The 16,937-nt window shown below is 75.2% G+C and carries 16 protein-coding genes; 11 read left to right on the plus strand and 5 right to left on the minus strand.

What is annotated here, in order from left to right; translation table 11 throughout:
• Window positions 1-31: 31 nt before the first annotated feature.
• Both K1Y72_RS21750 and K1Y72_RS21755 read left to right on the plus strand, forming a co-directional pair.
• The gene (locus tag K1Y72_RS21750) at window positions 32-1,048 is read left to right on the plus strand and encodes an NAD-dependent epimerase/dehydratase family protein (protein WP_220168254.1); all 1,017 of its coding nucleotides are present in this window, start codon (window positions 32-34) and stop codon (window positions 1,046-1,048) included.
• 10 nt (window positions 1,049-1,058) lie between these two features.
• Window positions 1,059-2,003 carry a lysophospholipid acyltransferase family protein gene (locus K1Y72_RS21755; protein ID WP_220168255.1) on the plus strand — a complete coding sequence of 315 codons (945 nt, stop codon included), beginning with the start codon at window positions 1,059-1,061 and terminating at the stop codon, window positions 2,001-2,003.
• Between the two features lie 17 nt (window positions 2,004-2,020).
• Here the strand turns inward: K1Y72_RS21755 and K1Y72_RS21760 are convergent, their stop codons facing one another.
• Entirely contained in the window at window positions 2,021-2,893 is an 873-nt protein-coding gene (locus tag K1Y72_RS21760) for an HAD family hydrolase (protein WP_220168256.1), read from the minus strand.
• Window positions 2,894-2,986: 93 nt separating this feature from the next.
• Entirely contained in the window at window positions 2,987-3,643 is a 657-nt protein-coding gene (locus tag K1Y72_RS21765; protein ID WP_220168257.1) for a sigma-70 family RNA polymerase sigma factor, read from the minus strand.
• A 132-nt stretch (window positions 3,644-3,775) separates the two neighbouring features.
• Here K1Y72_RS21765 and K1Y72_RS21770 point away from each other — a divergent pair, with 132 nt between their 5' ends.
• From K1Y72_RS21770 to K1Y72_RS21805, 8 genes are all read left to right on the plus strand, one after another.
• Window positions 3,776-5,002, plus strand: coding sequence for a putative quinol monooxygenase (locus K1Y72_RS21770; RefSeq protein ID WP_220168258.1), 1,227 nt, complete (start codon window positions 3,776-3,778; stop codon window positions 5,000-5,002).
• A gap of 14 nt (window positions 5,003-5,016) precedes the next feature.
• On the plus strand, window positions 5,017-5,274 hold the full coding sequence (locus tag K1Y72_RS21775; RefSeq protein WP_220168259.1) for a glutaredoxin family protein: 258 nt from the start codon (window positions 5,017-5,019) through the stop codon (window positions 5,272-5,274).
• A gap of 285 nt (window positions 5,275-5,559) precedes the next feature.
• The gene (locus tag K1Y72_RS21780; RefSeq protein ID WP_220168260.1) at window positions 5,560-6,297 is read left to right on the plus strand and encodes a redox-sensing transcriptional repressor Rex; all 738 of its coding nucleotides are present in this window, start codon (window positions 5,560-5,562) and stop codon (window positions 6,295-6,297) included.
• A 22-nt stretch (window positions 6,298-6,319) separates the two neighbouring features.
• Entirely contained in the window at window positions 6,320-7,714 is a 1,395-nt protein-coding gene (locus K1Y72_RS21785) for a glutamyl-tRNA reductase (RefSeq protein ID WP_220168261.1), read from the plus strand.
• On the plus strand, window positions 7,711-8,628 hold the full coding sequence (hemC, locus tag K1Y72_RS21790) for a hydroxymethylbilane synthase (protein ID WP_220168262.1): 918 nt from the start codon (window positions 7,711-7,713) through the stop codon (window positions 8,626-8,628). The genes K1Y72_RS21785 and hemC overlap by 4 nt, the downstream gene beginning before the upstream one ends.
• Window positions 8,625-10,205: a bifunctional uroporphyrinogen-III C-methyltransferase/uroporphyrinogen-III synthase gene (locus K1Y72_RS21795; RefSeq protein WP_220168263.1), complete on the plus strand. Its 1,581-nt coding sequence runs from the start codon at window positions 8,625-8,627 to the stop codon at window positions 10,203-10,205. Before hemC ends, K1Y72_RS21795 begins: the two co-directional genes overlap by 4 nt.
• 19 nt (window positions 10,206-10,224) lie before the next feature.
• Window positions 10,225-11,211: a porphobilinogen synthase gene (gene hemB, locus K1Y72_RS21800; protein WP_220168264.1), complete on the plus strand. Its 987-nt coding sequence runs from the start codon at window positions 10,225-10,227 to the stop codon at window positions 11,209-11,211.
• Window positions 11,212-11,369: 158 nt separating this feature from the next.
• Window positions 11,370-12,023, plus strand: a complete 654-nt coding sequence (locus K1Y72_RS21805; protein ID WP_220168265.1) for a bifunctional DNA primase/polymerase — start codon at window positions 11,370-11,372, stop codon at window positions 12,021-12,023.
• Window positions 12,024-12,052: 29 nt separating this feature from the next.
• Here K1Y72_RS21805 and K1Y72_RS21810 read toward each other — a convergent pair whose 3' ends face one another.
• The gene (locus K1Y72_RS21810) at window positions 12,053-13,726 is read right to left on the minus strand and encodes a serine/threonine-protein kinase (RefSeq protein ID WP_220168266.1); all 1,674 of its coding nucleotides are present in this window, start codon (window positions 13,724-13,726) and stop codon (window positions 12,053-12,055) included.
• A gap of 155 nt (window positions 13,727-13,881) precedes the next feature.
• On the opposite strand from K1Y72_RS21810, the gene hemL reads away from it, so the two are divergent.
• Window positions 13,882-15,186 (plus strand): glutamate-1-semialdehyde 2,1-aminomutase, encoded by a 1,305-nt coding sequence (hemL, locus tag K1Y72_RS21815; protein ID WP_220168267.1) that lies wholly within the window; start codon window positions 13,882-13,884, stop codon window positions 15,184-15,186.
• Here hemL and K1Y72_RS21820 read toward each other — a convergent pair.
• Window positions 15,129-16,004, minus strand: coding sequence for a dihydrodipicolinate synthase family protein (locus tag K1Y72_RS21820; protein ID WP_220168268.1), 876 nt, complete (start codon window positions 16,002-16,004; stop codon window positions 15,129-15,131). The two genes, hemL and K1Y72_RS21820, sit on opposite strands and share 58 nt — an antisense overlap.
• Window positions 16,005-16,009: 5 nt before the next feature.
• Window positions 16,010-16,912 carry an EamA family transporter gene (locus K1Y72_RS21825; RefSeq protein WP_220168269.1) on the minus strand — a complete coding sequence of 301 codons (903 nt, stop codon included), beginning with the start codon at window positions 16,910-16,912 and terminating at the stop codon, window positions 16,010-16,012.
• Between the last annotated feature and the right edge of the window lie 25 nt (window positions 16,913-16,937).

Below are 16,937 nucleotides of genomic sequence, written 5' to 3' on the forward strand. Positions count from 1 at the left end.
GCCGTAAGGGGTGGGGCGCACAGTGTCCTCCATGCCCTCTGCCGCGGCCCGTGTCGTCCTCGTCACGGGCGTCTCCCGTTTCCTGGGGGCGCGGGTCGCGAACACCCTCCAGGCCGATCCCGGCATCGAACGGGTCATCGGCGTGGACACGGTGCCCCCGACGATGTCGCTGGGGCGCACCGAGTTCGTGCGCGTCGACATCCGGACGCCCGGCATCGCCAAGATCATCGCTTCGGCCGAGGTCGACACCGTGGTGCACCTGAACCTGGTGACCTCGCCGGCGGCGTCCCGGTCGAAGGCGAAAGAGCTCAACGTCATCGGCACCATGCAGCTGCTGGCGGCGTGCCAGCGGTCGCCCGACATGCGCAAGCTCGTGGTGCGCTCGTCGGCGGCCGTCTACGGCTCCTCGCCGCGCGACCCGGCGGTGTTCACCGAGCGGGACGAGCCGGCCGAGGCCCCGTCCGGCGGCTACGCCAAGGACGCGGTCGAGGTCGAGGGCTACGTGCGCGGGCTGGTGCGGCGCCGCTCGGACCTCGCGGTCTCGGTGCTGCGCTTCGCCAACTTCCTCGGCCCCGGCGTCGACTCCCCCCTCACCCGCTACCTGCGGCTGCCCGTCGTCCCGACCGTGCTCGGCTTCGACCCGCGGCTGCAGTTCGTGCACGAGGACGACGGCGTCGAGGTGCTCCGCCGGATGACGGTCGAGGACCACCCGGGCTGCTACAACGTCGCGGGCGACGGCGTGCTGCTGCTTTCGCAGGCGCTGCGCCGCGCGGGCCGCCCCTCGGTGCCGATGCCGGCGCAGTCGATCGCCGCCTTCGGCGACCTCGGCCGCCGGTTCGCCGGCCTGTCGGGCTTCTCGCCCGAGCTGCTGCGCTGGCTCACCTACGGCCGCGTCCTCGACACCGCGGCGCTCGCCGACGAGCTGGCGTGGCGTCCCAAGTACAGCTCCGAGGCGGCCCTCGCGGACTTCGTGTCCGTGCGGGGCCCGGGGCCGGGCGCCCCGCTGCGGCTTCTGGACCGGCTCATCGCGACGCCGGTCCGCGACTGAGGAGGGGCCGATGACGAACGCGCAGGAGAGCGGCGGCGAGGGCGCGCGGGTCATCCCGCTCACCCCGCCGCACCGGCCCGCGGCCGCCGTGCCCGGGCCGCCCGGCGGCGCGCCCGACCGCGACCCGCTGGAGCGCCGCGTCGCCGCCGGCCTGGCGTTCCTGCGCCGCCGGCTCCAGGGCGACTACGAGGTCGACGAGTTCGGCTTCGACCCCGAGCTGAACTCCGCGGTGCTGCTGCCGGTCGCCCGCGCCCTCTACGAGCACTGGTTCCGCGTCGAGCTGTCGGGCCTGGAGAACGTCCCCGCCGGGACGGGGGCGCTGCTCGTCGCCAACCACTCGGGCACGATCCCCATCGACGGCGTGATGCTGTCGGTCGCCGTCCACGACCACCTGCACCGCGACCTGCGGCTGCTCGGCGCCGACCTCGTCTACCAGGTCCCGCTGCTCGGGCACCTGGCCCGCAAGGCCGGCCACACCCTCGCCTGCCCCGCCGACGCCGCCCGGCTGCTCGGCAAGGGCGAGCTCGTCGGCGTCTTCCCCGAGGGCTTCAAGGGCGTCGGCAAGCCCTACGCCGACCGCTACAAGCTGCAGCGCTTCGGCCGCGGCGGCTTCGTCGGGACGGCGCTGCGCGCGGGCGTCCCGATCGTCCCGGTCGCCATCGTCGGCGCCGAGGAGATCTACCCCAAGATCGCCGACCTGAAGCCGCTCGCCCGGCTGCTCGGCCTGCCCTACTTCCCGGTGACGCCGACGTTCCCCTGGCTCGGCCCGGCGGGCCTCGTCCCGCTGCCGTCCAAGTGGGTCATCCGCTTCGGCGAGCCGATCCCGCTGGACGGCTACGACACCGCGTCCGCCGACGATCCGATGACGGTCTTCAACCTCACCGACCACGTCCGCGAGACCGTCCAGCAGATGCTCTACGACACCCTCCTCCGCCGCGGCCCCGCCTTCGTCTGACCCCCGCCGGCCGCGCGTCAGCGGTTGTGGTGGCGGCGGAGGGCGATGCCGGCGGCGACGCCGCCCGCGAGCGCGCCGGCGCCGGCGGCGGCCGGGAGCGCGACCATGGTGACCTTGCGGCCGGTGCGGAAGTCGTGGACGGGCCAGCCGTTCTCGCGGGCGTGGTCGCGCAGCGCGGCGTCGGGGTTGACGGCGTGCGGGTGGCCGACGGTCGTCAGCATCGGCAGGTCGTTCACCGAGTCGCTGTAGGCCGAGCAGCGCGCCAGGTCCAGGCCCTCGCGCTGGGCGAGCGCGCGGATCGCCTCGGACTTGGCGGGGCCGTGCAGCAGGTTGCCGATGAGGCGGCCGGTGTAGACGCCGTCCGCGGTCTCGGCGACGGTGCCGAGGGCGCCGGTGAGGCCGAGCCGGTGCGCGATGGTGCGGGCCACCTCCACGGGCGTGGCGGTGACGAGCCAGACCTGCTGGCCCGCGTCCAGGTGCTGGAGGGCGAGGCGGCGGGTGCCGTGCCAGATGCGGTCGGCCATCACCTCGTCGTAGATCTCCTCCGAGAGCCGGACGAGGTCGTCGACCTGCTGGCCCGCCACGAACGACAGCGCCATCTCCTTGGCGCTGCCGATGTGCTCGGCGTTCTCCGAGCCGCGCAGGCGGAACGCGGCCTGCCCCCAGGCGAACATGGCGAGGTCGCGCATGGTGAACAGCTTGCGGGAGGCCAGGCCCTTGGCGAAGTAGTAGATGGACGCGCCGCGCATCATCGTGTTGTCCACGTCGAAGAACGCTGCGGCGGTCGGATCGGGATCGGGGAGCGGATCGAGGGCCGCCGCCGCCGCGGCGGCGGCCTCGCCCGCGCTCACAGGGTCGTCTTCCTTGCCGCGATGCCAGAAAAGCCGCATGGGGCGAGCCTAGTCAATGCCCCACCGCCCCCAGGGGGTTCGTCCTGTATTGGGACGGTGCTCACGCCCGGCGCGGGCGGCGGAGCGCGGCGATCAGCTCCGCAGGTCGTCGGGCAGCAGCCGGGCCAGCGTCCGCACGGCGCGGTGCTGGAGCGCCTTCACCGCGCCGGGCTCCCTCCCCATGATCAGCGCGGTCTCGGCGACCGACCGGCCGTGCAGGAAGCGCAGCACCACGCACTCCCGCTGCTCGGGGCCGAGCCGGTCGACGGCGGCGAGCAGCGTCCGGCTGGTGATCGCGTCGAACAGGGCGCGCTCGGGGCCGTCCGCCGGGCCGTCCGGCTCCGGCAGCGCGCCGAGCAGGTCGGCGAGCAGCTCGGCGGAGACCTCCCGGCGGTGGCGGCCGGACGCCAGGTGGCCCGCGACGAGCTCGCGGGCGAGGCCGACCAGCCAGGCCCCGAAGTCCCGGCCGGACCGCCGGTAGCCGCCGATCCCGTGGAGCGCCCGCAGGAACGTCTCGCTGGTCAGGTCCTCGGCGAGCGGGTGGGAGCCCACCCGGTAGAGGACGTAGCGGTAGACGAGCTCGACGTGCCGGTCGTAGAGGCAGCCGAACGCCTCGGCGTCGCCGTCGCGGGCGCGCAGCACCAGGTCGTCGGCCGCGGGGGCGCGGGCGCCGCGGCGGCCCCGGGCGGCCGCGTGCGGGGACGACCACGGCAGCGCCGTCACCCGGGCGGCGAGGGCCGAACCGCTCATGCAGGTCTCCTCGGGGCGGACGCGGCCTCCGGCCGTCCCGCCACTCTAGATACCGCGAGGTACTCAGGCAACGAGGTGCGGCGGAGGAGCGGGTTACCCCTCCGCGCCCCGCATCGGGCACCATGGGGCGCGATGGTCGAAGCACTTCTCGCGCTGCTGGCGACCCTGGGTGCCCTCGCGGCGACGGGGTTGCTGGTCATGCGCGCCTCCAAGGACCGGCTGCTCTACCTGATCGCCTGGTCGCTGACGCTGGTCGGCATCTCCCTCGCGCTGCTCTGCATGACGATCGGGTTCCTCGCGGGGTTCAACTCCGCGCTGTTCCGCGTCCTGGAGCTCGGCGCGACCCTCATCGCGCCGCTCTGGCTCGCCCTCGGCATGATCGAGCTGATCGCGCGGTACGTGCAGATCCGCTTCGCGGCCTGGCTGTTCGTGGTGTCCTACACGGTGGTCGCGCTGGTCATCGGCGTGCTGGACCCGGTGCAGGCGTCCTACAAGTTCACCAAGGCGCTGCCGAAGCCCTCGCAGGTCTACGACAAGCTGCCGACGCTGCTGATCGACGGCGCGCACCTGGTCGCGGTGATCGCGCTGGTCGCCTGCACCGCGGTCACCGCGGTGCTGGCCTCGCGGCGCGACCGCGAGGCGGGCGAGCTGCTCATCCCGGTCGCGCTCGTCGCGCTCGCCGGCGCGATGATCGTCGGCGGCACCCGCGGGCTGCTGCCCGGCGCGCTCGCCCCGATCCTCCTCGGCGGCGCCGCCGGCCTCGTCTGGTACGGCGCGATGCGCACCATCCCGGTGTACGAGGACGGCGAGGACTACGACGACGAGTACCGCGAGGAGGGCACCGGCTACGACGCCCCGCCGGCGCCGCCGGCGCCGCCGGAGCGGCCGAAGCGCGGCGAGCTGCGGTTCCCCGAGCCGTCCGCCGAGGACCTGCTGCGCCCCGAGGGCGCGAACGCCCCGGTGACGACCGTCGACGGGTTCGGCCCGCCCGCCGCGGCGGCGGCCGCCGGCCCGGTCTGCGGCCAGATCACCGTCTACACCCTGCTGGACGGCCGCGAGGAGGCGTTCGACCGCCTCGCCGGCGAGCTGGTCCAGGCGGCCCGCACCGGCGAGCCGGACACGCTGATCTCGGCGGTGCACGAGGTCGTGAACGCCCCGACGCAGCGCATCCTGTACGAGCTGTTCCGCGACGAGGCCGCGTTCGCCGCCCACCAGCGGCAGCCGCACGTCGCGCGGTTCCAGGCCGACAGCCGGACGCACGTCCTGGCCACCAACGTGATCGAGCTGCGCCTCGGCGCCGCCAAGGTCACGCCGCTGCCCGCCCCCGGCGGCCGCTCCGGCCAGGTGTCCCGCCGGTGAGCGCCGGCGAGGCAATGAACAGGGTCACCATCACGCTGATCGGCAAGCCGGGGTGCCATCTGTGCGATGACGCGCGGGCGGTGGTGGAGCGGGTCGCCGCCGATCTCGGGGCGGTCGTGGAGGAGCGCGACATCACGGTGTCGGAGGAGGACCGGCGGGCCTACTGGGAGCAGATCCCGGTCACGCTGGTGAACGGCGTCCAGCACGATTTCTGGCGGGTGGACGAGGCGCGGCTCCGCGCCGCGGTGCTCGCGTCGCGCGCCGACCGGTAGAGGCGGCTCGGCGGCCGTATCCGGCCTGTTCTTTCGGTCACATCCCGGCCGTCGGCTACTATTGGCGCTGCGCCAAGAAAGTCCAGTTTGGCCTGGATTTCGCGGTCTAGGCCTCTTCGGAGGCCGGTGTCCGGTGGCGGCGCGGAACGGGAGGCGACTTTGTGCGCGTATTCACAAAGGCTTACCCTGGAGGACAGCCCTGCGCGGCCGGGCGGTGGCCGAGCGGTCGCCGCCGCCGACGGCACGGGGCACGGACCGCAGCGCCCCGCCCCCGAAGAGCAGGCCGTGACACCACGACAGAACCGCAATCGCGACCGCGCCGGACGCGGCATCCCCGAGGCCACCGTGGCGCGCCTGCCGGTGTACCTGCGGGCGCTGCACGCCCTCCAGGAGCGGGGCGTGGCCACCGTGTCCTCGGAAGAGCTGGCGTCCGCGGCCGGGGTGAACTCCGCCAAGCTGCGTAAAGACCTGTCCCACCTCGGCTCGTACGGCACCCGCGGGGTGGGATATGAGGTCGAATACCTGGTCTACCAGATCTCCCGTGAGCTGGGTCTCACCCAGGACTGGGCCGTCGCCATCATCGGGGTCGGTAACCTGGGCCGCGCGCTGGCCGGTTACGGCGGGTTCGCCTCGCGCGGGTTCCGGGTGGCGGGGCTCCTGGACGCCGACGAGGCGCTCGTCGGCCAGGAGATCGCCGGTAGGACCGTGCGGCACATCGACCGGCTGGAGGACGTCATCGCGAGCGGGCGGGTGTCCATCGCGGTGATCGCCACGCCCGCCCACGCGGCGCAGAAGGTGTGCGACCGGGTGGTGGCGGCCGGCGTGACGAGCGTGCTGAACTTCGCTCCGGTGGTCCTCTCGGTGCCGGAGGGAGTGGACGTGCGTAAGGTCGACCTGTCGATCGAACTGCAGATCCTGGCGTTCCACGAGCAGCGCAAGGCCGGCGGCCCGGGAGACCGCCGCCTCTCCGGCGAGGGTCCGCCGGGCCCGGCGCAGTACGTGGAGACGGTGGAGGCGGGATGAGCGGGCAGGAGGAGCGCCGGGCATGAGCGTCCTGGTAGTGGGGCTGAGCCACGGCAGCGCGCCGGTGGCCATGCTGGAGCGGGCGGCGGTGGCCGGGGACGACCTGGTCAAGCTGCTGCACGCCGTGCACGGCAGCGCGCACGTCGGCGAGGCCGTCATCGTCTCGACCTGCAACCGGGTCGAGGTCTACGCCGTCGTCGACCGCTTCCACGGCGGCGTCACCGCGATCACCGAGCTGCTGTCGCTGCACTCGGGGCTGCCGCAGGAGGACCTCGCCCGGCACCTGTACGTGCACTACGAGGAGCGGGCCGTCCAGCACGCCTTCGCCGTCGCGTGCGGCCTGGAGTCCATGGTCGTCGGCGAGGGGCAGATCCTCGGCCAGCTCCGCGCCGCGCTCCGCCTCGCGCAGGAGCAGGGCACGATCGGCAGCGAGCTGCACGACGTCGTCCAGTCGGCGCTGCGGGTCGGCAAGCGCGCCCACGCCGAGACCGGCATCGACAAGGCGGGCGCGTCGCTCGTCGGCGTCGGCCTCCAGGTCGCCGAGAACCACCTCGGGCCGCTGGAGTGCGCGCGCGCCCTCGTCGTCGGCGCGGGCGCGATGAGCGGCCTCGCCGTCGCCACCCTCGGCCGGTACGGCGCCCGCGAGATCGTCATCGCCAACCGCACGCACGCCAAGGCCGTCCGGCTCGCCGCCGAGTCGCCCGTCCCCGCCCGCGCCATCGGCCTGGACGAGCTGGACGGCGCGCTCGCGGACGCCGACCTCGTCGTGTCCTGCACCGGCGCCGCCGGGCGGGTGCTCACCGCCGCGCAGCTCCGCGCGCACGGCATCGGCTCCGACGGCCGCCGCCGGTTCTTCCTCGACCTGGCCCTCCCGCACGACATCGACCCCGACGTGGACGGCCTGCCCGGCGTCGCGCTCGCCGGCCTGGAGCGGCTCCGCACCTCCCCGGAGGCGGCGGGGGCGATCGGCCCCGAGGCCGTCGAGGCGGTCCGCCGCATCGTCGCCGACGAGGTCGCGGCGTTCCTCGGCGCGGCCCGCGCCGCCGCCGTCGCGCCGACCGTCGTCGCGCTCCGCAGCAAGGCCGCGCAGGTCGTGGACGCCGAGCTGGCCCGCCTCACCGGCCGGCTGCCCGAGCTCGACGACCGCGCCCGCAAGGAGATCGCCCACACCGTCCGCCGCGTCGTGGACAAGCTCCTGCACAGCCCGACGGTCCGCGTGAAGGAGCTCGCCGCCGCGCCCGGCGGCGACGCCTACGCCGACGCGCTGCGCGAGCTGTTCGACCTCGACCCGAAGGCGCCGCAGGCCGTCGCGCGCGCCGACCTCGACGCCGCCGCCCCCGCCGCGCCCGCCGCCGTCAAGGCCGCGCGCCCGTGGGCCCGCGGCACCGCAGACAGCGAAGGAACCCCGACGACATGACCACCGGCGACGCGCCGCTGCGCCTCGGCACCCGCAAGAGCCTCATGGCGACCACCCAGTCACAGCTGGTCGCCGACGCATTGTCGCAGCGTACGGGGCATGCCGTGGAGCTGGTCGGGGTAACGACGCAGGGTGACGTTTCCAAGGCCCTGCTCGCGCAGATGGGCGGTACGGGGGTTTTCGTCAGCGCGCTGCGCGACCGCCTCCTCGACGGGGAGGTGGACTTCGCGGTGCACTCCCTGAAGGACCTGCCGACCGGTCCCGCCGCCGGCATCGCCCTCGCCGCGACGCCCCGCCGCGACGACCCGCGCGACGCCCTCTGCGGCCCCGCCAAGCTCGCCGACCTGCCGCGCGGCGCCCGCGTCGGCACCGGGTCGCCGCGCCGCGTCGCCCAGCTCCGCGCGCTCCGCCCCGACCTGGAGGTCGTGCCGATCCGCGGCAACGCCGACACCCGGCTCGGGAAGGTGACGAGCGGCGAGCTGGACGCCGTCGTGCTCGCGTACGCGGGCCTCACCCGCATCGGCCGCCTGGAGGAGGTGGCGGAGGTGTTCGAGCCCGAGCAGATGCTGCCCGCCCCCGGGCAGGGCTCGCTCGCCCTGGAGTGCCGCGCCGACCGCACCGACCTCGTGGAGCTGCTCCGCGCCGTCGACGACGCCGGGACGCGCGCCGCCGTCACCGCCGAGCGCACCGTCCTCGCGGTGCTGGAGGCCGGCTGCTCGGCGCCCGTCGGCACCTACGCCGTCCTGAATGATGAAGAGCTGCATCTGACCGCCAACGTCGTGTCCGGCGACGGCACCCGGCAGATCAGGCTGACCGCAAGCGGCCACCCCGCCGAGGCCGAGCGGATCGGGCGCGACCTCGCCCGGCGGATGCTCGACCAGGGGGCCGACCAGCTGATGGGGGAGCCCACGTGAGCCCCGTTGATGTCGAATCCGCGACCGGCGCCGGGCTGGTCTCGCTCGTCGGGACGGGGCCGGGGGACCCCGACCTGCTGACCCTGCGCGCGGCCGCCGAGCTCGGCCGCGCGGACGTCGTGGTGGCCCGCCGCGACCGGCTGCACCCCGAGATCCTGGCGCACTGCCGCGCCGACGTGGAGTTCCACGACACCGCCGACGGCGGCGACCCGGTGAAGGCGGCCGCGCGGGCCGCCAAGGCCGGCAAGCGCGTCGTCCGGCTGTTCGCCGGCGATCCGGGGCTGGCCTGCGCGCTCGCCGAGGAGGGCGGCGCCCTCGCGAAGGCGGGCGTGCCGTTCGAGATCGTGCCGGGCGTCCCGTCGGTCACGGCGGTGCCCGGCTACGCCGGCATCCCGCTGACCGACGCCAAGCACCGCGAGGTCCGCGTCATCGACGCGGCCGAGGGCGGCGTCGACTGGGAGCGGTTCTCCGACCCGGCGGCGACGCTGGTGATCCTCGGCGCCGAGAACAGCGTCGGCGAGGTCGCCAAGGGGCTCATGGCCGCCGGCCGCCCCGACTCCACGCCCGCCGCGATGACCAACCTCGGCACCACCACCGAGCAGGAGACGGTCGTCTCGACGCTGGCGCGGCTCGCCGCCGACACCAAGGGCATGGAGCCGCCCGGCCTCATCATCGTCGGCGACGTGGTGAACTGGCGCGACAAGCTGTCGTGGTTCGAGACCAAGGCGCTGTTCGGGTGGCGGGTGCTGGTGCCGCGCACCAAGGAGCAGGCCGCGTCCCTGTCGGAGCAGCTCCGCGCGTACGGCGCGGTGCCCGACGAGGTCCCGACCATCTCGGTGGAGCCGCCGCGCACGCCGCAGCAGATGGAACGTGCCGTCAAGGGCCTCGTCACCGGCCGCTACGAGTGGGTGGTGTTCACCTCCACCAACGCGGTGAAGGCCGTCCGCGAGAAGTTCACCGACTACGGCCTGGACGCCCGCGCGTTCGCCGGCCTGAAGGTCGCCGCCGTCGGCGAGCAGACCGCCGCCGCGCTCGTGGAGTTCGGCGTCGTGCCCGACCTCACGCCGTCGGGGCAGCAGTCCAGCGAGGGCCTCGCCGAGGTGTGGCCGCCCTACGACGAGGACCTGGACCCGATCAACCGGGTGCTGCTGCCGCGCGCCGACATCGCCACCGACACCCTCATCGCCCGGCTGACCGAGCTCGGCTGGGAGTGCGAGGACGTCACCGCCTACCGGACGGTGCGGGCCGCGCCGCCGCCCGCCCCGATCCGCGAGGCGATCAAGGGCGGCGGGTTCGACGCGGTGCTGTTCACCTCCTCGTCGACGGTGAAGAACCTCATCGGCATCGCGGGCAAGCCGCACAACGTGACGGTCATCGCCGTCATCGGCCCGCAGACCGCCAAGACGGCCGAGGAGTACGGCCTCCGCGTCGACGTGATGGCCGACCGGCCGTCGGTTTCGGCCCTGGCGGAGGCGCTCGCCGAGTACGGTGCGAAGCGGCGGGCGGCCCAGGTCGAGGCGGGCGACCCGCTGCGCAAGCCGAGCCAGATGCGCCGGGGGGCGCGCCGCCGCAAGTAGAAGCCCGAGGAGTTCCCACATGTCCGCACGGTTCCCCGTGGCGCGGCCGCGCCGGCTGCGCCGCACGCCCGCCCTGCGCCGCCTGGTCGCCGAGACCCGGCTCGCCCCGGCGGACCTGGTGCTGCCGATGTTCGTCAAGGAGGGCCTCGGCGAGCCGGCGCCGATCGCCTCGATGCCGGGCGTGTACCAGCACACCCGCGACAGCCTGCGCAAGGCCGCCCACGAGGCGGTCGAGGCGGGCGTCGGCGGGCTGATCCTGTTCGGGATCCCGGCCGTGAAGGACGCCGCGGGGTCGGGCGCCGACGCGCCCGACGGCGTCGTCCAGACGGCGCTGCGCGACCTGGCGTCCGATCTCGGCGACGCCGCCGTCGTCATGACCGACCTCTGCCTGGACGAGTTCACCGACCACGGCCACTGCGGCCTCCTCACCGACGCCGGCGAGATCGACAACGACGCCACCCTGGAGCGGTACGCGTCGGTCGCCGTCGCGCAGGCGCGGGCGGGCGCGGACGTCGTCGCGCCGAGCGGCATGATGGACGGCCAGGTCGCCGCGATCCGCGCGGCGCTGGACGGCGCGGGCTTCCCCGAGCTGCCGATCCTCGGCTACTCGGCCAAGTACGCCTCGGCGTACTACGGGCCGTTCCGCGACGCCGCCGAGTGCGCGCCGCGGTTCGGCGACCGCGCCACCCACCAGCAGGACCCGGCCAACGCCGACGAGTCGATCCGCGAGATCCTGCTGGACCTGGAGGAGGGCGCCGACATGGTCATGGTGAAGCCGGCCGGCGCCTACCTGGACGTCGTCCGCCGCGTCCGCGACACCGTGGACGTCCCGGTCGCCGCCTACCAGGTGAGCGGCGAGTACGCGATGATCGAGGCCGCCGCCCGCAACGGCTGGCTGGACCGCGAGCGCACCATCGACGAGTCCCTCATCGCCATCCGCCGCGCCGGCGCCGACATCGTCCTGACGTACTGGGCCACCGAGGTCGCGCAGCGCCTCGCCCGCTGACCCCGCCCGCTGGCCCCGCCCGCCGCCGTGAATCGTTGACGGGGGCTAGGCGCGCCTGGTCACTTGGGACCGTTTCCAGGGGGTTGGCGTGTCCGGCCTGCGGCGATGGCGGCATCATCGGCTATCAAGGATCGACCATCGGACCTTGGGGGGCGGAGATGCTGGCGGTCTCGGGGGGCAAACGGCAGCGGGAGCGCGAGGAGCGGGAGCGCCGCGAGCGGATGCTCGCCGCGGCGCGCCGGTACGCGGCGCTCGGCTGGCCCGTCACGCCCGGCGCGCAGGTCGGCGCCGACCGGGCGTGCTCCTGCGACCGGATCGGCTGCCCCGACCCGGCCGCGCACCCGGCGTCGGGCGCGTGGGGGTTCCAGGCCAGCGCGGACGCGGCCGTCCTCGGCCTGCGGTGGGCCGACCGGCCCGAGGCGAACGTGATCCTGCCGACCGGCCGCGTCTTCGACGTCCTGGACGTCCCGGCCGCCGCCGGCGCGGCCGCCCTGGAGCGGATGGCCGCGGACGGCGCGCCCGCCGGGCCGGTCGCCGACGTGGCGGGCGAGCGGTACCTGTTCTTCGTCGCCACCCGCGGCGCGCCCGCCGACGAGGACGAGTGGTGGTCCTGCCATCTGGACACCTCGCCGGAGACCGACGCGGAGGTCCCCGGCATCCGCTGGCACTGCCGCGACAGCTACGTCCTCGCTCCCCCCTCGGCGCTTCCCTACGGCCGTGAGGTGAGCTGGATCCGCCCGCCGGACGGGGAGCCCCTCCCGGACCCGCTGCGCGTCCTGGAGGTCCTCTCGGACTGCTGCGAGGCCGTCTAGGGCCGGCGCCGCGGCGCCGGCCCCGCGCGTCAGCCCTTCGGGGCCGCGACGGCCCGCTTGTTCCACCCGCTGTAGGTGGTGGTGAACGTCTGCGCCTTGCCGGTGCCGGTCGTCTTGAACACGACGCGGACGGGGTGGGACGCCTTGTCCAGCCGCACCGTGAAGGCGACCTGCTTCACGCCCGCCCGGCCGAGCTCGGCGAAGAACGGCCCGACGCCCGGCGCGGCCGCCAGCTTGTCGATCGCGGCGGTGCCGGTGTAGCCGTCCTTGCCGAGGGCGACGGCGTCCGCGGCGCGGAGCAGCGTCGCCGCGTTCGCCGCCGACGACCCGAGCCGCGCCTGCGACACCGCGCCCGCGTAGCCGCGCGTCCCGCCCGCCTTGTACTTGCGCCACGCCTTGCCGACGCGCAGGTAGACGGTGCCGCGGACGACGACAGCGCGGGCGGCGCGGCGGGTGCCGCCCGATCCGGCGACCGTCATCGACTCCGACCCGGCCGGGTCCGCCGGCGGCAGGCTGAAGGAGCCCCTGGCCGTCAGCGGCGCCGCGCCGGCGCGCCGGAACGAGAACGTCCCGCCGGGCGTCTTCGCCACCGCCGCGTCGATCCTGGCGGCCAGCGCGGCGCCGTCCGGGCCCGCCGGGGGCGCCGTGGTCGCGACGGTCTGCGGGACGCCGCTGGTCGCCGGGTGCGGCGGGTCGGCGGCGGAGTCCTTCTTCTTGCCGAGGACGGCGGCCGCGCCCGCGACGCCGCCGACGATGACGAGCGCCGCCACGATCGCGACCAGCGGCTTGGTGCGGCTGCGCCGCTTCGCCCCGCCGGGCGCGACCGCGTTGCGGCCGGTGGACCGGTCCGGGCGCGGCTCGGGCGCGGCGGCGGCCTGCGCGGCGAGCTCGGTGATGCGGCCGCGGCCCTGCGCCTCCCAGGCGGGCCCGTAGGCGGCGACGGCGGCGTCCTCGACGGCGCCGAGGAACTCGGCCGCCGACGCGGGCCGCTTCTCCGGCTCCTTGGCGAGCCCGGACGCGATCAGCTCGCGCAGCGGGCCGGGCACCGCGTCCACCGGGATCTCCGCGTCGCGGTGCGCCTTGGCGAGGCCGCGGCCGGTGAACGGCGGGGCGCCGGTCAGGCACTCGAAGAAGATCGCGGTGGCGGCGTACAGGTCGCTGCGCACGCCGGCCGGCGCGCCGTCCCACAGCTCGGGCGCGGCGTAGGACGAGCCGGACTGCGCCTCGGTGCCGGGCGGCGCGAGGGCGAAGTCGGTGAGCCGGGCGTCGCCCTCCTTGTCGATGAGGATGTTGCAGGGCCGCAGCGCGCCGTGCACGACGTCCTCGGCGTGCGCGGCGCCGAGGCCGGCGAGGATGCCGCCGAGCAGCGAGAGCGCGGCGAGGGGGCCGGTCGGGCCCTGCGCGGCGAGGAGCCGGCGCAGCGTCACGCCGTCCACCCGCTCCATGACGATGGCGGTCCCGTTGGGCGACTCGACCAGGTCGTAGAAGTCCGCCACGTTGGGGTCCTCGAGCTGGGAGAGGCGGCGCGCGGCGCCGCGCAGCCGGGACAGGTAGGCCTCGTCCCCGTCCAGGCGCGGGTCCAGGTACTTGATGGCGACCTTGGTCTGGGTCATGTCGTCCACCGCCAGGACGACCTTGCCGATCACCCCGCCGCCGAGGTCCTGTTCCTGCGTGAAGCCGGGAACCGTCCAGCCGTTGACCACGTGGATTGCGTCCCTTCAGATACGGCCGGCGCGATGCACCACACAGTATTGATGTTCTCCGCCGCGAACGGGGCGGACTTCACGTTGCTGGAATACCGGCCCGTAGCGGGCGTGGTCAAGGCCAGTGTCCTAAATGCAACTGACAGACTGGAACCGTGACCGACTACCGAGTGTCCCAGCAGCTGTTCGACCGGGCGAACCGGGTGGTTCCGGGCGGGGTGAACTCGCCGGTGCGGGCGTTCCGCGCCGTCGGGGGCACGCCCCGCTTCATCGCCTCCGCGCGCGGCCCCTACCTCACCGACGCCGACGGCAACGAGCTCGTCGACCTCGTCTGCTCGTGGGGCCCGATGATCCTCGGGCACGCGCATCCGGCGGTCGTCGAGGCGGTCCGCGAGGCGGCGGCGCGCGGGACGTCCTACGGGGCGCCGACCGAGGGCGAGGTGGCGCTCGCGGAGGAGATCGTGGCGCGGACCCCGGTCGAGCGGGTCCGGCTGGTCAACTCCGGCACCGAGGCGACGATGTCGGCGATCCGGCTGGCCCGCGGGTTCACCGGCCGCACCAAGATCATCAAGTTCGCGGGCTGCTACCACGGGCACGTGGACGCGCTGCTCGCCGCCGCCGGGTCGGGGGTGGCGACGCTGGCGCTGCCCGACACCCCGGGCGTGACCGGCGCGACGACCGCCGACACGATCGTGCTGCCCTACAACGACGTCGCCGCGCTGGAGCAGGCGTTCGCCGACCACGGCCACGAGGTCGCCTGCGCGATCACCGAGGCGGTGCCGTGCAACATGGGCGTCGTGCCGCCGCTGGACGGCTTCAACGCGCTGCTGAAGCGGCTCTGCGAGCGGGCCGGCGCGCTGCTGGTCGTCGACGAGGTGCTGACGGGGTTCCGCGCGTCGGCGGCCGGCTGGTACGGCGTCGAGGGCGTCGCGGGCGACCTGGTCACCTACGGCAAGGTGATGGGCGGCGGGCTGCCCGCGGCCGCGTTCGGCGGCCGCGCCGACGTCATGGCCCACCTCGCGCCCGCCGGGCCCGTCTACCAGGCCGGCACCCTGTCGGGGAATCCGCTCGCCACCGCGGCGGGCCTCGCCACGCTGCGCAACGCGACGCCCGAGGTGTACGCCGCGATCGACGACGCCGCGCGGGTCGTCGGGGACGCCGCGTCCGAGGCGCTCGCCAAGGCGGGCGTCCCGCACCGCCGGCAGGCCGCCGGGAACCTGTTCTCGATCTTCTTCACCGAGGAGCCGGTGCACGACTTCGCCGGCGCGCAGGGCCAGGACGCCCGCGCCTACGCGGCGTTCTTCCACGCCGCCCTCGACCGCGGCGTCTACCTGCCGCCGTCGGCGTACGAGGTGTGGTTCCTGTCGGCCGCGCACGACGAGGCGGCGATCGACCGCATCCTTCAGGCGCTGCCGCACGCGGCGCGGGCGGCGGCCGAGGCCGCGTCCAGCGCCGAGTAGGCGTCCAGCGCCCGCCGGACGCTCTCGGGGCGCGGCGCGCGGAGCGGCGTCCGGACGCCCGGGTCGCCGATCACGCCGAGGCGGGCCAGGCACGCCTTGACGACGGCGGGCGACGGCTCGGCGAACAGCGCGTCCGCCAGCGGCAGCAGGGCGTTGTGCTCGGGCAGGGTGCGCGGCGCGGGGGCGAGCAGCGCGGTCGTGGAGATCGCGCCCGCCGCGCCGAGCCGCGCCATCGGGTAGGCGAGCGCGTCGTCGCCGCAGAGGACGGGCGTGCGGGTCTCGGCGAGCAGCCGCAGCGTGGCGTGGTCGAGGGCGCCGGGGCAGTGCTTCATCGTGGCCACGCCGTCCAGGTCGAGCAGTTCCAGCAGCGTCTCGACGCGCAGCTCCTTGGCCGTCCGGTAGGGGACGTTGTAGGGCACGAGCGGGACGTCCACGGCGGCGGCGACGTCCCGGAAGTGGTCCAGGACCGCCTCGTCGGACGGCCGCAGGTAGTAGGGGACGACGACGAGCAGCGCGTCGGCGAGCGGCGCGCGCTCGCGGGCCTCGGCGACCGTCGCGGCGGTGCCCATCGCCCCCGCGCCGACGACGAGCGGCACGCCCGCGCCGGACGCGACGCCCCGGACGACGTCGAGGACGGTGCGGCGCTCGGCCTCGGTGAGCAGCGCCGCCTCGCCGGTGGTGCCGAGCGCGACGAGGCCGTCCGCGCCGAGGTCCAGGACGTGCCGGGCGAGGCGCTCCAGGGACGCGGTGTCGACGTCCCCGGCGGCGGTGAACGGCGTGACGAGGGACGGCAGCGTCCCGTGCGGCGCGGCGGGCATGGCGGTCACCTCGGGGTGTCGGGGACGAGGGCGGGGCGCGCCCGCAGGCCGGCGATGACGACCCCGGCGACGATCAGGGCGGCGCCGGCGAGCTGGGCGGCGGTGACGCGCTCGCGCAGCACGACCGCGGCCGACAGGAGGCCGAAGGGCGGGACGAGCAGCGAGTACATGCTCACGGTCCCGGCGGGGTAGCGGCGCATCAGCCATCCCCAGGCGCCGAAGCCGAACAGCGTCGAGGCGTAGGTGACGTAGGCGAGCGACCCGGCGCCCGCCCACGTGACGTGCCGGACCGCGTCCGGCAGCGCCCCCGGCCCCTCGAACAGCAGCGACAGCGCGAGCAGCGGCAGCACCGGCACGAGCGACATCCAGACCATGAACCCGAAGGTGTCCACGGGCGCCGCCGCCGTCTCGTTCATGCGCCGCATCGCCACGTTCGACAGCGCCCACATCGCCGCGCCCGCCACGCACAGCGCGAACGGCAGGACCGGCCCGGACGTCCCGCCCGACTGGACGACGCCGAGCACCGCGACGCCGCTGAACGCGACGGCCATGCCCGCGGCGCGCATCGCGGTGATGCGCTCGCGCAGCAGGACCCCCGCGAACAGGAAGGTGAACAGCGCCTGCGTCTGCAGCACCACCGACGACAGCCCGGCGGGCATCCCGAGGTGCATGCCGATGAACAGCAGCCCGAACTGGCCGACGCCGAGGGGCAGGCCGACGAGCCAGAGCCACCGCCACGCGACCGGCGGGCGCCGCACGAACAGGACGGCGGGCAGCGCCGCGAACGCGAAGCGCAGCGCGGCGAACAGCAGCGGCGGGAAGTCGTCCAGCCCGACCTTGATCGGCACGAAGTTGAAGCCCCAGACCGCCGCGATCAGCGCGGCGAACAGGGTGTGGCGGAGGCGCATGGCCCCTATGCTCCGACCAGCGATG

The sequence above is a fragment of the Actinomadura parmotrematis genome (assembly GCF_019458805.1).
Taxonomy (GTDB): domain Bacteria; phylum Actinomycetota; class Actinomycetes; order Streptosporangiales; family Streptosporangiaceae; genus Spirillospora; species Spirillospora parmotrematis.